General features: G+C 34.1%; 14 protein-coding genes and 2 tRNA genes. 14 read left to right on the top strand and 2 right to left on the bottom strand.

Features of this window, described 5'->3' with window-relative positions:
• Nucleotide 1 precedes the first annotated feature (1 nt).
• The 5 genes from NTZ27_05405 to NTZ27_05385 all read left to right on the top strand — a co-directional run bounded on the left by NTZ27_05405 (nucleotide 2) and on the right by NTZ27_05385 (nucleotide 5933).
• Nucleotides 2–517 carry an NADH-quinone oxidoreductase subunit J gene (locus NTZ27_05405; protein ID MCX6174169.1) on the top strand — a complete coding sequence of 172 codons (516 nt, stop codon included), beginning with the start codon at nucleotides 2–4 and terminating at the stop codon, nucleotides 515–517.
• Nucleotides 518–622: 105 nt separating this feature from the next.
• The gene (nuoK, locus tag NTZ27_05400; protein MCX6174168.1) at nucleotides 623–931 is read left to right on the top strand and encodes an NADH-quinone oxidoreductase subunit NuoK; all 309 of its coding nucleotides are present in this window, start codon (nucleotides 623–625) and stop codon (nucleotides 929–931) included.
• Complete coding sequence (nuoL, locus tag NTZ27_05395) at nucleotides 931–2871, top strand: NADH-quinone oxidoreductase subunit L (protein MCX6174167.1); 1941 nt, start codon at nucleotides 931–933, stop codon at nucleotides 2869–2871. The genes nuoK and nuoL overlap by 1 nt, the downstream gene beginning before the upstream one ends.
• Before the next feature lie 94 nt (nucleotides 2872–2965).
• Nucleotides 2966–4492, top strand: a complete 1527-nt coding sequence (locus tag NTZ27_05390) for an NADH-quinone oxidoreductase subunit M (GenBank protein MCX6174166.1) — start codon at nucleotides 2966–2968, stop codon at nucleotides 4490–4492.
• A gap of 10 nt (nucleotides 4493–4502) precedes the next feature.
• A complete protein-coding gene (locus NTZ27_05385; GenBank protein ID MCX6174165.1) occupies nucleotides 4503–5933 on the top strand; it encodes an NADH-quinone oxidoreductase subunit N in 1431 nt (476 codons plus the stop codon).
• 1 nt (nucleotide 5934) lies between these two features.
• Here NTZ27_05385 and NTZ27_05380 read toward each other — a convergent pair whose 3' ends face one another.
• Nucleotides 5935–6291 carry a GIY-YIG nuclease family protein gene (locus NTZ27_05380; GenBank protein ID MCX6174164.1) on the bottom strand — a complete coding sequence of 119 codons (357 nt, stop codon included), beginning with the start codon at nucleotides 6289–6291 and terminating at the stop codon, nucleotides 5935–5937.
• 153 nt (nucleotides 6292–6444) lie between these two features.
• Here NTZ27_05380 and NTZ27_05375 point away from each other — a divergent pair, with 153 nt between their 5' ends.
• The 5 genes from NTZ27_05375 to NTZ27_05355 all read left to right on the top strand — a co-directional run bounded on the left by NTZ27_05375 (nucleotide 6445) and on the right by NTZ27_05355 (nucleotide 11400).
• Nucleotides 6445–8010, top strand: a complete 1566-nt coding sequence (locus NTZ27_05375; GenBank protein ID MCX6174163.1) for an NAD(P)H-hydrate dehydratase — start codon at nucleotides 6445–6447, stop codon at nucleotides 8008–8010.
• Nucleotides 7961–8410: a VanZ family protein gene (locus NTZ27_05370; protein MCX6174162.1), complete on the top strand. Its 450-nt coding sequence runs from the start codon at nucleotides 7961–7963 to the stop codon at nucleotides 8408–8410. The genes NTZ27_05375 and NTZ27_05370 overlap by 50 nt, the downstream gene beginning before the upstream one ends.
• 127 nt (nucleotides 8411–8537) lie before the next feature.
• Nucleotides 8538–9485 carry a YdcF family protein gene (locus tag NTZ27_05365; GenBank protein ID MCX6174161.1) on the top strand — a complete coding sequence of 316 codons (948 nt, stop codon included), beginning with the start codon at nucleotides 8538–8540 and terminating at the stop codon, nucleotides 9483–9485.
• A 138-nt stretch (nucleotides 9486–9623) separates the two neighbouring features.
• On the top strand, nucleotides 9624–10103 hold the full coding sequence (gene nusB, locus NTZ27_05360) for a transcription antitermination factor NusB (GenBank protein ID MCX6174160.1): 480 nt from the start codon (nucleotides 9624–9626) through the stop codon (nucleotides 10101–10103).
• Nucleotides 10066–11400, top strand: coding sequence for an MFS transporter (locus NTZ27_05355; GenBank protein ID MCX6174159.1), 1335 nt, complete (start codon nucleotides 10066–10068; stop codon nucleotides 11398–11400). The genes nusB and NTZ27_05355 overlap by 38 nt, the downstream gene beginning before the upstream one ends.
• Here NTZ27_05355 and NTZ27_05350 read toward each other — a convergent pair.
• Nucleotides 11393–12073 (bottom strand): M50 family metallopeptidase, encoded by a 681-nt coding sequence (locus NTZ27_05350; GenBank protein ID MCX6174158.1) that lies wholly within the window; start codon nucleotides 12071–12073, stop codon nucleotides 11393–11395. The two genes, NTZ27_05355 and NTZ27_05350, sit on opposite strands and share 8 nt — an antisense overlap.
• A gap of 80 nt (nucleotides 12074–12153) precedes the next feature.
• On the opposite strand from NTZ27_05350, the gene NTZ27_05345 reads away from it, so the two are divergent.
• From NTZ27_05345 to NTZ27_05330, 4 genes are all read left to right on the top strand, one after another.
• Nucleotides 12154–12226 (top strand) — tRNA-Gly (locus NTZ27_05345).
• Between the two features lie 87 nt (nucleotides 12227–12313).
• Nucleotides 12314–12388 (top strand) — tRNA-Val (locus NTZ27_05340).
• A 91-nt stretch (nucleotides 12389–12479) separates the two neighbouring features.
• Nucleotides 12480–13265 (top strand): TonB family protein, encoded by a 786-nt coding sequence (locus tag NTZ27_05335; GenBank protein MCX6174157.1) that lies wholly within the window; start codon nucleotides 12480–12482, stop codon nucleotides 13263–13265.
• 195 nt (nucleotides 13266–13460) lie between these two features.
• Entirely contained in the window at nucleotides 13461–14681 is a 1221-nt protein-coding gene (locus tag NTZ27_05330; protein MCX6174156.1) for a hypothetical protein, read from the top strand.
• The last annotated feature ends 12 nt before the right edge of the window (nucleotides 14682–14693 follow it).

Raw genomic sequence — 14693 nt, 5'->3', positions numbered from 1 at the left:
AATGAATGTACAGATAATTCTATTTATTGTTCTCGCATCAGTAGCCGCAACATCATCTGTTGTGATGATCACACGCAAGAGTCCAGTAATCTGCGCTGTATTTTTAGTCCTTAATTTTTTTGCACTTGCCGGTTTATACTTACTGCTTAATGCTCAGTTTATTGCTGTTGTTCAAGTTATTGTGTATGCCGGTGCAATTATGGTTTTATTCCTTTTTGTTCTTATGTTATTGAACACAGAAACTGAACACAAATTATTTGCTGATAAACGCGCCATTAAATTTTTTGCAATTCTAATTAGTGCATTTGTATTTGTTCAAGTGGCTTATTTAATTTTTCACGGAAGTCCTTCCCGTACATTAACACCAGATGAAACAGCCAGTGTTAAAGCCGGAACAATTCAAGCAATTGGTCAACAGCTTTATACAAATTATATAATTCCTTTTGAGGTTGCAGGATTTTTACTTCTTGCTGCAACAATTGGAGCTATGGTTTTAGCAAAGAAAAAATTCGAGTAATGTTTGCCATTCTGACCCCGATGAAAATCGGGGGAAGAATCTCAATACATATGAATTAGAGATTCTTCGTCGTTACACTCCTCAGAATGACATGGAGAGAAAAAAATGTCATCGTTACCAATGGAATATTATCTTATACTCAGTGCCTTCATGTTTTGTGTAGGTGTTGCTGGAGTACTTATCAGAAGAAACGCGATTGTGGTGTTCATGTGTATTGAACTTATGCTGAACTCTGCGAATCTAACTCTTGTAACTTTTTCATCTTACCTTGGAAATTCCATCGGACAAGTTTTTGTATTCTTTGTTATGACAGTTGCCGCCGCAGAAGCAGCAGTAGGTTTGGCAATCATCATTGCAATATTTAGAAATAAAAAGACAGTCAACATTGACGAGATAAATATCTTCAAATGGTAATGATAAATCTTATATACCTAACAACACTTTTGCCGTTACTTGGATTTTTAATTAACGGATTGTTCGGAAGAAAAATCAAGAACGAAAAAGTAATTGGTCTAATCGGCAGTGCTACTATTGGACTTTCTTTTCTAATTGTTCTCGGTGCTTTTATCCAAACGGTTGGACTTCCAATTGAAAACAGATCTAATACTGTTAATTTGTTTTCATGGCTAAATGTCGGTGGACTTCAAATAAAATTTGCTTACCTGGTTGATCAACTTTCTCTTACAATGTCTTTAATTGTAACCGGCGTAGGATTTTTAATCCACGTTTACTCTATCGGTTATATGCACGGTGATAAAGGTTTCTGGAGATTCTTTGCTTATCTAAATCTTTTCATCTTTGCGATGATGAATTTGGTTTTGGGCGATAACTTCGTTGTTCTTTTTCTTGGATGGGAGGGTGTCGGGCTCTGTTCTTATTTATTGATTGGTTTCTGGTATGATAGAAAATTTGAAAAGGGAACAACATCACAAGCGGCTAAAAAAGCTTTTGTAGTTAACAGAATTGGTGATTTCGGATTTCTACTTGGAATGTTTTTAATCTACATGACTTTTGATTCACTCAACTTCAAAGAAGTTTTTGCGAGAGCTGCATCTTTCCCAATTGCAGAATCAACATTTGGTTTGATCGCACTATTTTTGTTCATTGGTGCTACCGGTAAGTCTGCACAAATTCCTTTGTTCGTCTGGCTGCCCGATGCAATGGCTGGTCCAACTCCGGTTTCAGCGCTCATACATGCTGCTACGATGGTCACTGCCGGTGTTTATATGGTTTCGCGTGCATCAATAATTTTTGCTTCCGCTCCTGCTATAATGACAGTAGTTGCAGTTATCGGATTACTGACTGCAATCATGGCTGCGACAATTGGTTTAGTTCAGAATGATATTAAAAAAGTTTTAGCTTACTCAACAGTAAGTCAATTAGGATACATGTTTCTTGCAGCAGGCGTTGGTGCATTCAGCGCATCAATTTTTCATGTGATGACTCACGCATTTTTCAAAGCACTTTTATTTCTTGGTGCCGGTTCTGTAATTCATGGAATGCATGATGAGCAGAACATTCAAAAATACGGTGGTTTAAAAAAATATATGCCGAAAACTTTTCTAACATTTTTTATTGCAACTCTTGCTATCTCAGGTGTTCCTGGTTTTTCCGGATTCTTCAGCAAAGATGAAATTTTGTGGAGCGCTTATGCGAACGGCGGATTTGTATTTTGGTTGATTGGTGCGATTACCGCAATGTTAACCGCGTTCTACATGTTCAGATTAGTTTCACTAACATTTTACGGTAAAGAAAGATTTGATCATCATCATATTCATCCGCATGAATCACCAGCATTAATGACTGTCCCTTTGATAATTCTTGCAGTACTTTCTGTAATCGGTGGATATATTGGCCTACCAAAAGTTTTTGCGGGAGAGCATGGTAATTTATTTGAAGGTTGGCTTGAACCAATCTATGCACCGGCTATGAATAAATTGGCGCTGTATGGTGATCATACTCATTTAGAAGAAATTTTATTAATGGCTGTTTCTGTCGCAGCAGTTTTAAGTGCTCTATACTTTGCTCTGCATGTTTATAGAAAAAATCCTCAGATTGCCGAAAATGTCTCCAACAAGTTCAAAGGATTATACAACTTACTTCTAAATAAATATTTTGTTGATGAGGTTTACGAAGCGTCAGTAGTTCAGCCGATACAAAAGGGAAGTGAGAAATTTTTGTGGAAAATCTTTGATGTAAAATTCATTGACGGAATGGTAAATGGTGTTGCTTCGCTTGTAGAAAAAGGTTCTGGTGTAATTAGAAAAATTCAAACCGGAGTTGCGCAATCCTATGCATTAATTATGATGGCGGGAATTGCATTAGTTCTTTTATGGTTGATACTTAGTTTGTAAACTCTGCGCCTTCTTTGCGTTCTCTGCGGTTAAGAGCTTTAACGCAAAGGTCGCAAAGGATTTCGCGAAGGACGCAAAGAAAAATTTAAATCTTATGAAACAAAACTTACTCTTAACATATTTACTACTTACTCCGATCATCGGAAGCGTGCTTGTTCTATTCTTCAAGCAAGAACAGAAACAGCTCATCCGCTGGTTTGGTTTAGCAATATCTCTTATTGCATTTATTATTTCATTGATTGTTTATTTTGGATTCGATTCCGCCAATTCCCAATTCCAATTTATTCATCAAATTGTTTGGATAAAAAGTTTGAACATCAGCTATCATGTTGGTGTTGACGGAATTTCACTTCTTCTTGTTCTACTTACAACATTTTTAACCCCGCTTACACTTCTTTCAACTTGGAAAGCGATTGAAAAAAATGTGAAGATGTTCACATTCTCTATGCTCTTTCTCGAAGTCGGAATGCTCGGCGTTTTTATTTCGCTCGATATTTTCTTGTTCTATATTTTCTGGGAAGCAATGCTCATCCCGATGTACTTCATCATCGGTATTTGGGGCGGTGAAAGAAAAATTTACGCCGCAGTTAAATTTTTTATCTTCACAATGTTCGGAAGTTTGTTAATGCTTGTTGCAATTATCTGGCTGGCGGTTTATGCTTCAAGCACGCTTGGATATTTTACAACGAACTTATTAGATCTTTATAAAGTTGGTCCAACAATTCCTCACGAAATTCAATCGTGGATGTTCGGAGCGTTCTTCTTGAGCTTTGCAATCAAGGTTCCGATCTTTCCACTTCATACGTGGCTGCCCGATGCGCACGTTGAAGCACCTACTGCCGGTTCTGTTATTCTTGCCGGAGTATTGTTGAAGATGGGAACTTATGGTTTGATTCGATTTTGTCTGCCTTTGTTTCCACAATCGTCAGTTCAATTTGCGCCAATCATTTCTGTGCTTGCTGTTATAGGAATTATTTACGGTGCGCTTGTTTCGATGGTGCAGACCGATATGAAAAAGTTGGTTGCGTATTCTTCCGTTTCCCATCTTGGATTTGTTGTGCTCGGAATTTTTGCAATGACTATCGAATCTGTTCAAGGTGCGGTTATTCAAATGATCAATCACGGTTTATCCACGGGAGCGTTATTTCTTTTAGTAGGTATTCTATATGAAAGAACACATCACCGCGAGATTTCTTTTTATGGAGGAATTGCTAAACTCGTTCCATTATATTCAACTGTGTTGATGATAGCGATGTTGTCATCAATCGGTTTACCTGGATTGAACGGATTTATCGGAGAGTTTTTGATTTTGATCGGTTCGTTCAAATCATCTGTTCTGAACAGTTGGTGGTTTACAATTTTTGCCGCAACGGGAGTAATCTTATCTGCAGTTTATATGTTGTGGATGTATCAGCGTGTTGTTTTTGGTGAAGTAAAAAATGAAGAATTGAAACACAAATTGACCGATATGAACTTGCGAGAGATGATTGTGGTTGTACCGATTTTTGTTTTCATAGTTTGGATTGGTGTTTACCCGAGTACATTCTTAAAACTTACTGAAGCATCAACGCAATCAATACTTCAGCAAGTTGGTTCATATACAATAAATTTGTTTAAATAGAATATAGCTTATGCCACAAAATAATTACGAATATTTTTTATTGATGCCTCAAATTATAATTGGAGTTGGAATTGTATTATCGGTTCTAATCGAGATCTATACTAAGAAGAGCGAGCAAATCCTTCCTTGGTTTTCAATTGCAATGTTTTTTGCAACTGCATTTTATTCTGTGTTTAACATAAATCAAAATTTTGTTTTGTTTGGCGGAATGATTGAAGTGGGAGGCAAACCGGCAATCTTCAATTTCATTTTTAATATCGGTGCCGCGCTTGTTGTTCTTTCATCAATTGATTATCTAAAAAAATACGGCACTTATTTCGGTGAGTATTATATTCTCATTCAATCAGCGGTATTAGGAATGATGGTGATGTCCGGCGCTAAAGATATTATAATGATCTTCATGGGTTTAGAGCTGATGTCGATCTGCTTTTATGTCCTCGCGGGAATCAACCGCAAAAAACTTTCTGCTAATGAAGCATCAATGAAATATTTTTTACTTGGTGCTTTTGCAACGGGATTTATTGTTTACGGCATTGCATTGATCTACGGAGCCACGGGAACAACTAGTGTCCAAAACTTGGTTGAAAATTTTGTTGGTTATTCATCAAATATAATTTTTATTCTTGGAATGATTTTTTTCTTGATCGGATTTAGTTTTAAAATTGCAGCTGTTCCTTTTCACATGTGGGTGCCGGATGTATATCAAGGTTCGGCAACGACAGTTGCTTCACTTATGTCCACAATCGGTAAGGCTGCAGCCTTCAGTGTATTGATAATCATTTTATCGGTTGTTTTTAATTTTAATGCACCGAATGTTTTCCAACCTTACTTTGCAACAATCTCTGCTCTCTCAATGTTATTTGGAAGTATTGTTGCAATCTCTCAAACAAATTTGAAAAGAATGCTTGCTTACTCATCAATCTCTCATGCGGGTTATATGGCAATCGGTCTTGCCGCAGGAAATGTTTTTAGTGTAGCGGGAATAATTTTTTATCTGGCAGCTTATACATTTATGAACATTGGTGCATTCACTATTATTTCGATTGTTGAAGGAGAGAACGATTCCAGAATAGATTTAAATTCTTTTGCCGGATTAAATGCAAAGAGTCCCATTCTTGCAGCGACGATGGCTCTATTTATGTTTGCGCTTGCCGGAATTCCGCCGCTTGCCGGTTTCTTCGGAAAATATTATGTGTTCATTGCGGCTATACAAAGTAAGTTAACTTGGCTTGCAATTTTAGGTGTGCTTTCAAGCGTGATAAGTGTTTATTTCTATATTCGGGTTGTTGTGTTTATGTATTTCAGAGATGCTGCTGAAGATTTCAAAATTATAATTTCACCATATAGCTTAACCGCAGTTATAATCGCAGCGTTGTTAATATTAGTTTTTGGTATTCTTCCAGATACTCTAATGAATGTGATCACTTCTGTATTGAAGTAAACTACTTCTTAAATTTATTATATCCTTTTTCACCAAACGGTTGAAGTTTCTCAAGCCATAAATCTTCTAATGTTTTAAGATCATCATCATATTTATATGCGGGATCGTCTTTAGGTTCTAATGTATCGAGTATCTCAAAAGTAAAATTTTGTTCACCGTATTTAATATAATCCTCTTGTAGATCTCTGTTAATATGTAAACCGGAATTTAACTGGAACTTATAGCTGTTAGATTTTCCATGAAGATTTTTACTGTTGCCAATAAATATTTTTCCGTTGATAAAATTTTTTATTTGATAAATACCCATGAATGGTAATGTTTGTTTGTATTGTTTCTTCATTTCCTTTTTATCAATCATCATTTCTCCCGTAATAAAACAATTAATTATGGGTAGCAATTTATCAATTAAGAAATTAATATTTCGAAGATTTTGTTATCATAAAAAATCATAACTAATATTTATCCCAATTCTTTCTTATTTTACACTTAGAAAATCCGCACAGGATCATTTATGATACCACTTTATACATCACAGCAGGTCCGCGAAGCTGACAACTTTGCAATTAATACTCTCGGTATTCCAAGTATTGTTTTGATGGAGAATGCAGCGAGAAGTCTTTATCAGGATATCCTTCTTAATCTTTCTGAAAAATTAGAGAATAAAAATGTTGGTATTGTTTGCGGTAAAGGGAATAATGGCGGTGATGGATTTGCTGTTGCACGTCATTTTATAATAAATGAATATTTTGTAAAAATTATTTCTCTTGGCGCTGAAGAAGAATTAAAAGGAGATGCTTTAACAAATTTCAGAATTATTAAAAATTTAATTAATGAATATCCTTCTTCTAAATTAATGATCTATGAAAGTGCAAAAGATCTATCTCAATTTGATGATTGTTCTTTAATAATTGATGCGATGCTCGGAACCGGAAGTCGTGGTGAATTAACGGAACCTTATAAAGAAATTGTAGAGAGAATAAATCAGTCGAATGCTTTCAAAGTTGCGGTAGATCTACCAACAGGTTTAGATTTAGAAAACGCCTACGGTGAAGTTGTATTCAATGCAGATCTTACAGTTACACTTTCTAACTACAAGACTGGATTGTTCTACGGAAAGGGTTATGTTAATTGCGGAAGTATATCAAGGGGAACGATTGGAATTGGAAATGAATTTTACAGTAAACTTATTATTTCAGATTATCTAATTGAGCCGGAAGATGCGTATTACGGATTACCGGCTAAAAAATTAGATCAGCATAAATATTCTGCGGGAAAAGTTTTTGTTATTGCCGGAAGCGGAAAACTTCCGGGTGCTTCATTCTTAACTGCAAATGCTGTCTTAAGAAGCGGTGCAGGTTCTTCTGTTCTTGCATTCCCGAAATCTATTAAAACACTTGCTCAGCAGATGCTTGATAGCGCAATTGTTTATGCTTATGAAGATAGCGGACAAGAAATTCTTAGTGATAAAAATCTCAAGGAACTTGATGATAAAATTAATTGGGCAAATGTTGTTGCAATTGGTCCGGGATTGGGGAGAGATCAATCTACGATTGATGCAGTTATCGAAATATTAAAAAAGCATAAATCTAAAAAATTTGTAATAGATGCGGATGGAATATTTGCTCTTCGGAATGAGGAATATAAAAAGTTGAATCTAAAAGGGAATGTGTTAACACCTCATCAAAAAGAATTTTCGGATATGATAGGAATTAGCTTAGATGAACTTGAGAAAAATATATTAAAATATGGCAAAATATTTTCTACTGAAAATGGTTGTTACTTAGTATTAAAAGGTGCGCCTACAATTATTTTTAATCCAGGCGGAGAGACATTTATTAATAGTGCAGGTAATCCCGGATTAGCAAAATTTGGAAGCGGAGATGTTCTTACCGGAATGATCGCCGGCTTTCTTGCCCAGTCAAATGAAATTGAAGACGCACTTATTAGTGCGATTTATATCCACAGCTTAGCCGCAGATCTTTTACTTGAAGAAAAGACCGAATACGGCTATACATCAGAGGACTTAATTGATCAGATCCCGCATGCAATCAAATTCATTCTTAATTCGTTTGTATAAATATCTTGGCAGTAACACAATTACTTTAATTTATATTCCATTAATTGTGTATTGGATAACTCTTTTTATACTGACAACTATACCTGCTGATTATGTTCCTCGATTATTTGAGAATCAAGATAAGTACGAACACTTTATTGCGTACTGCGGATTAGCAATTCTATTATCTCTGACTCTATATTTCCAGAAGAGGTCTATACTAATATCATCCAAAGCTTTTTTATTTGCATTACTTTTAATGCTTGCATACGGGGCTGTGGATGAACTCCATCAACTTTTTGTTCCCGGTAGATATTGTGATTTTTATGATTGGCTGGCAGATTCTTGCGGTGGAATTTTGGGTATTGGGATTGTTTTTTTATTTGTAAGAAAAATATCTAAGAATTATTCTATAACTTAAAAATGTTTTCTGCTATCGTATAATAAAAATTATATTTGAGAGATAACGATTGAAAGGGAACACGCGAAATAATCGTCCTATAATTATTATTACATTCTTTGCAATAATATATTTATTAGGATTGCTGATGCTAAAATATAATCTTAATAATTTACCTTTAGCAGAATTTAGAGTTGATTATATCGGCAATATTCTTAACATACTAATAACATTATTAATTGTTATCGCATGTATTATTTTATCAACCGGCAAAAAGAATATTGACAACAGAAAAGCAAATCTAATTTTTGCATTTCAAATTATTTCTTTACTGTCATTAGTTTTCGTTTTCTTTGTGCAAAAATTAAATCTTATAAATAACAGCAATTATTTATTCAGCTTTCCCGCAAAAAAAGTTTATGTAGGATTCTTGTTCGTATTCAGTAATTTACTGCAAATATTCTCGATGATTTATTTATGGGGAATTATAATTGGCAGCGAAAATTACTTAGCACTGCGGGCATTGGTTCGCACAATAGTTTCAGTTGTTATTCTTCTTGTATTTTCACTTCTCTTTGTTTGGAATGTTAAAGTTTATGATGAATCCAAACTGGCCAAAACAAAATATGATTATGGTTTCATACCTGGAGCAGCCGTTTATAGCAGAGGTCAACCTAGTCCAATCTTTGAAGCAAGAATAAGAAAAGCTCTTGAATTATATCGCGAAGGAATAATTAAAAATTTTCTTCTAACCGGTGGGAAAGCCCCTGGCGAAATAAGTGAATCTGAATCAGCATTTAATTATTTAACAAATTTAGGAGTTCCGAAGAAAGATATTGTAATAGAAAACCGGTCATCAACAACATCGGAACAAATAAAATATCTTAGAAACGAAATTCTTTCATTAAAAAATAATAATACTGTCTTGATTATATCCGATGGATTTCATCTTTCACGGATTATCCAAATTGCAAGATTTTTTAAAATAAAAACAATTGGTGTTTCATCAGATTACTCAATGTCTTTCAGCAAAACTATTTTTTATCGTGCGCGTGAAAGCGTTGCTTTACTTTTATTCTGGTTTTTTGCTATTTAGTCATTGATTATAAATCAGTTGGTCAGGCGAGCTAATCAATAAATAATTTTTTACACCTTTGGGTGAGAAATCACTTTTTTTTGTTTTTTGAAATTAACCGATTAAATTTGGCGTCACGATTTAAACACTTAATAAAACATGAAAAAATCGAATAGAAGAGAATTACGGGAAAAAGTGCTGCAGGTTCTGTATGCTTATGAATTTAACGGTGAAGGATTAACTTCTTTAACTGATGGAATTCTTACTGATGTTAATTCACCAACTGATAAACAGTTTGCTAAATCATTAATTGATAGAGTTGTTGCAAATCAAAAACAGCTCGAAGAAATGATAAAGGAGAAAGTTGAAAATTGGGAAATGGAGCGTATCGCACTTATTGATCGTATATTACTTAAAATTGGAATTGTTGAAATACTTTACTTCCCGGATATCCCGCCAAAAGTTTCTATTAATGAAGTAATAGAAATTGCGAAAGATTATTCTACATCAAACAGCGGAAAATTTATTAACGGTATTTTAGATGCGATTCTAACAGAAGCAAAAAAGGACGGCAGATTAAATAAAAGCGGTAGAGGACTTATTGAAGAATCCTTACCAAAAAAGTCCGATGAAGATTAAAGAGAACGAAAAATTTCGTGTATTTGTCTGGACTCTCTTTGATTTTGCCAACACGTCATATTCAATAGTTGTAGTTACATTTCTTTATGCAGTTTATTTTAAGCAAACGGTTGTAGAAGGTAAAGCAGTCGGGGATTTATATTGGAGTATTGGTACAAGCATTTCGATGCTGATCACAGCACTAATATCACCGGTTCTGGGTGCTATCGCAGATTATTCAGCCGGTAAAAAAAGATTTTTATTATTCTTCACATTTACTTGCATTATTTCTACTTGCTTACTTTATTTTGTGAATAGGGGAGATATATTTCTCGGATTGGCTTTGTTTATCATTGCTAACGTCGGTTTTGAAGCGGGATTAGTTTTTTATGATGCATTCTTACCAGAAATCACAGCACCAAAAAATTACGGCAGAGTAAGCGGTTATGGTTTTGCCATGGGTTATTTGGGTTCATTAACTACATTAGCTTTAGTGTTTCCTTTCATTAAATCACATATGATAAAAGAAACATTTCCGGTTTCTGCGCTTGTCTTTTTCTTTTTTGCAATTCCAATCTTTCTATTTATTAAGGACAATAGGAGAAATGTTGTTAGAGATAAATCATTTATAAGGATCGGAGTTACGAGAGTATTCAATACAATTACCCATTTAAAAAATTACAAAAATCTTTCAATATTTCTACTTGCTTTCTTTTTTTATATCGAAGGTGTAAATACTGTAATTTATTTTTCCGGAAATTATGCAAGTACAACACTCCACTTTACGATGGAAGAACTTATAGTATTTTTTCTTATAGTTCAGACAACAGCCATTTTAGGTTCTTTAATTTTTGGTTTTTTTGCAGACTCTTACGGACAAAAGAAATCTTTGGTAATCTCATTAGTGATTTGGATATTGACCATATTATTAGCTTTTGCCACTAGTGATAAAAATAATTTTGTAATACAAACGTTCAGCAAAATATTTAATTCTGATCCTGAACGAATCTCAAGATTAAGTTTTTATCTTGTAGGATTATTGGCCGGCAGTGTAATGGGTGCTACTCAAAGCACAAGCAGAAGTTTAATGTCTAAACTAACTCCATTTGAGAGGAAGACAGAATTTTTTGGTTTCTATTCTTTGTTTGGTAAAAGCTCCGCTATTTTGGGTCCGTTGGTTTTTGGTTATGTAAGCTATATAACCGGGGAACAGCGTTTTGCAATCTTAACGATTTGTATCTTTTTTATAATTGGATTAGGTGTTCTTAGTTTTGTCAAAGATGAGAGAGAAGAACAAATACAAATTGATATCACTTAGATTTTTGAATGTAACTTAATTTCATAACAAGAAATATTCCTGCCAAGGAAATAATCAGCCATATTAAACCAATCATTATTGTTGGCACATTAATAAGCTCAGATAATATTGATGCATCTGATATTGCAGAATTAGTTGAAAGTATATCTTCTTTAATATCAAATAAAACATAAACACAACTTAACATTCCAAACAGTCTGAGAATATAAGAATCAATTCTAATCTGGAGGAAAAAAGCAGAAACGAATAATAAAACTGAATAGAGAACGGCTAATAATATGAGAGAAAAATTCTGCATCAAACTTACAGAGGTTATTAATATTAGTATTGAAATAATGATTAATAACCACTTACCAATTTTTTTATTGTAAGTTGAATAAAAAATTAGGAGACCAAATAACAGACTACCCAAATAACCTGAAGTAGCAATCAAAATATTATTTCCGCTTTCGGTTTCGCATTTTCCGCTAAGATCGAAACCGATATTAAATGCTATTACTTTACCACCGGATAAAATTGCACTTAATGCGTGACTGATTTCATGAATTAAAACGACGAATAATTTGATAGGATAAACAAGGTAAGTATCCCAGAATAAAAAACTAATTATAAGAATAAATGAAAGAAAAACCAGTTCGATGATATTTTGATTTTTGTTTTGAGTTTTAGCCATAGTGTTCAATAATTTTCTTCTGAAAAAATAGTGAAAAAAATCTTGATTAAGATTCCATTACCGTTTAATTTTATCTTCGTGCGGGCGTAACTCAGTTGGTAGAGTATCGGCTTCCCAAGCCGGTTGTCGCGGGTTCGAGTCCCGTCGCCCGCTCAAAATTTTTATGCTATATTGAATCTTAGAAGCAAATGTTCTATAATTGGTGCGCAAAATTTTAGTTTATTGATTTATTTTAAACTCGGGGGCTTAGCTCAGTTGGTTCAGAGCATCTGCCTTACAAGCAGAGGGTCGGTGGTTCGAACCCATCAGCCCCCACAAATGAAAGCTGCAGTTCATATCGAATTGCGGCTTTTTCTTTTTTATATTGCTACTATAATTTCAACCATAATAATATTTATTCTTCATCATGCTAAAGCCAATTAAATTATTATTGATTTTATTAACTATCTATTCAATTTCTTCCGCTCAGAATGGAATTGTTAAAAGTTATTATCCGGATGGCTCTGTCCAATCAGAAATTTCTTATGTGAATGATGTATTAGATGGAAATGCGATTTGGTATTATCCAAGCGGACAATTGAAATCCGAGAAGAATTTTAGTAAAGGTATTTTAAATGGTTGGGTAAAAGAATATTATGAATCCGGATTACTAAAAGAAGAATATTTTGTTAAGAATGGTATGAAAGGCGGTGCCAATCGAGTCTTTTATGAAAATGGAACACTGAAAGCATTATCAAACTATATTAATGGTAATCAAATGCAATTACAATTATTTGATTATGATCCCAATTATCATCCAGTTGCTGCAGATACTAGTAAAATAAATTTTTCGCAAAATAAAATTAAACGCAGCAGAAACAATTATCAGTGCAATGTTGAAATATGTCCGGAACCGGTTGGAGGAATAAAATCCATACAAGACAATTTAGTTTATCCTGAACACGCATTGCGTTACGGTTCGGAAGGAACAGTTACTTTGATTGCTAAAATTAGTTTTGAAGGGAAAGTTGTTAATATAGAAATTATTAATGGTATGGGTTTTGGCTGCAGTGAAGCGGCTAAAGAAGCTGTTAAGAAAACAAAATTTTTACCCGGAGAGAATAATGGTGTCCCGGTTGAATCTGAAGTTACACTAAATATTGAATTCAAGATTTTTGAGAATAAATCTTTCCTGAAATCAAAAGAGAAATAAATTTTGATAAAAAATTGATTTAAGAATATTGATAAACTCGCTTTCTAAAAGGTTTGGTTTGTCTTAAAAATTATAGCAATTGTCTTGTTGAATGAACACAATTCATATTGTAAACCTCATTTCGCACAATTTTTATTAAAAATCAATGGCATATTACTTGTCCAATAATAGATAGCATTATTTGAGAGGTCTGTCATGAAAAAGACAATAATATTAATAACGGCGCTCTTAATTTTTATGAGCATAGAGTTAGATGCAAAACCAAGTTTTGAAGTTTCATTTAACTTTTTTTATTCTTCTTTGCGACCATATGGAGAATGGATTCAATTAGATAACGACTTAACAGTTTGGCGACCGAATGGTAACCACAACGGATGGCGTCCTTATTCCGATGGTAGATGGAGTTGGACATCTGACGGTTGGTACTGGGATTCTTATGAACCATTTGGATGGGCAACATATCACTATGGACGCTGGTACAATGATGATTATTACGGATGGATCTGGATACCGGATTATGATTGGGCTCCGGCTTGGGTAGAATGGCGTTATGATGATGATTATATCGGATGGGCTCCGCTTCCTCCATACGCAAGTTTTGAAATCAATTTTGGAATTCATTTTTCTATCGGTTGGCATTCTCATTTCAGTTATTGGAATTTTGTAACATACAATCGTTTTTGCGATCATAGAATTAATAATTACTTACTTGATGACAGAAGAGTTTCGAGAATATTTGAGAACACTAGATATAGAAACAATTATTATTCAAATAAAGATAGAATTATTAATGGCGGAATAGATAAATCATTCATAGAACGTAAAGCAGGATATCGAATTGCAGAGAGAGAAATTACTTCGATAGATAATTACAGAGATTATGATCGTGTCCGTTCTGAACGTGGTGAAAAAATATATTCATACAGACCATCAGATAGAGAAGTAATTAACGAACGGACTGCTGATAAATATGATATTAAACAAGGAGATAATCGCTCGACGATCGAAAGAGAAAAAGTTAGAATGCCAATGTCACGTGAATGGAACAGAAATCAAGGTATTACTAATGACAGGAGTTCTGAAAGAGGACGGGATGTTACAGTTGAACGTAATGCGGCAAGAAATGATGAAGGGAGAATTCGCAATGAAGTAAATCGTAATAATGAAAGAGATCAAGTTAGAAACAATTCTGAAAGAGAACGATTAAATGTTCCAAGAATTAGTCGTGAGACCCCAAGAGAAAGAGAACCGGTTTATAGTCAACCTGATAGAAGAGAAAGAACTCAATCTACTGAAAGAAAAATTGAACCTCGAAGAGATTCAGGTTTTGAAAGATCAACTCCAAGATCGCAAAGGGGAGAAAGAGCACCAGAAAAAAGTTCTGGTAAAGAAAGATCTTCCGAAAGAAAAAGATAAATTAAACCCCGC

It is taken from the genome of Ignavibacteriales bacterium (genome assembly GCA_026390775.1).
In the GTDB taxonomy this organism is placed as follows: domain Bacteria; phylum Bacteroidota; class Ignavibacteria; order Ignavibacteriales; family Melioribacteraceae; genus Fen-1258.
The sequence above is the reverse complement of the archived record's forward strand: the minus strand, read 5'-3'. Positions and strand labels throughout refer to the sequence as shown.

Coding starts and splice junctions, on each gene's coding strand:
- NTZ27_05405 (MCX6174169.1), top strand. CDS start 2: ATGAATGTACAGATAATTCTATTTATTGTTCTCGCATCAGTAGCCGCA.
- nuoK (MCX6174168.1), top strand. CDS start 623: ATGTCATCGTTACCAATGGAATATTATCTTATACTCAGTGCCTTCATG.
- nuoL (MCX6174167.1), top strand. CDS start 931: ATGATAAATCTTATATACCTAACAACACTTTTGCCGTTACTTGGATTT.
- NTZ27_05390 (MCX6174166.1), top strand. CDS start 2,966: ATGAAACAAAACTTACTCTTAACATATTTACTACTTACTCCGATCATC.
- NTZ27_05385 (MCX6174165.1), top strand. CDS start 4,503: ATGCCACAAAATAATTACGAATATTTTTTATTGATGCCTCAAATTATA.
- NTZ27_05380 (MCX6174164.1), bottom strand. CDS start 6,291: ATGATTGATAAAAAGGAAATGAAGAAACAATACAAACAAACATTACCA.
- NTZ27_05375 (MCX6174163.1), top strand. CDS start 6,445: ATGATACCACTTTATACATCACAGCAGGTCCGCGAAGCTGACAACTTT.
- NTZ27_05365 (MCX6174161.1), top strand. CDS start 8,538: ATGCTAAAATATAATCTTAATAATTTACCTTTAGCAGAATTTAGAGTT.
- nusB (MCX6174160.1), top strand. CDS start 9,624: ATGAAAAAATCGAATAGAAGAGAATTACGGGAAAAAGTGCTGCAGGTT.
- NTZ27_05350 (MCX6174158.1), bottom strand. CDS start 12,073: ATGGCTAAAACTCAAAACAAAAATCAAAATATCATCGAACTGGTTTTT.
- NTZ27_05335 (MCX6174157.1), top strand. CDS start 12,480: ATGCTAAAGCCAATTAAATTATTATTGATTTTATTAACTATCTATTCA.
- NTZ27_05330 (MCX6174156.1), top strand. CDS start 13,461: ATGAAAAAGACAATAATATTAATAACGGCGCTCTTAATTTTTATGAGC.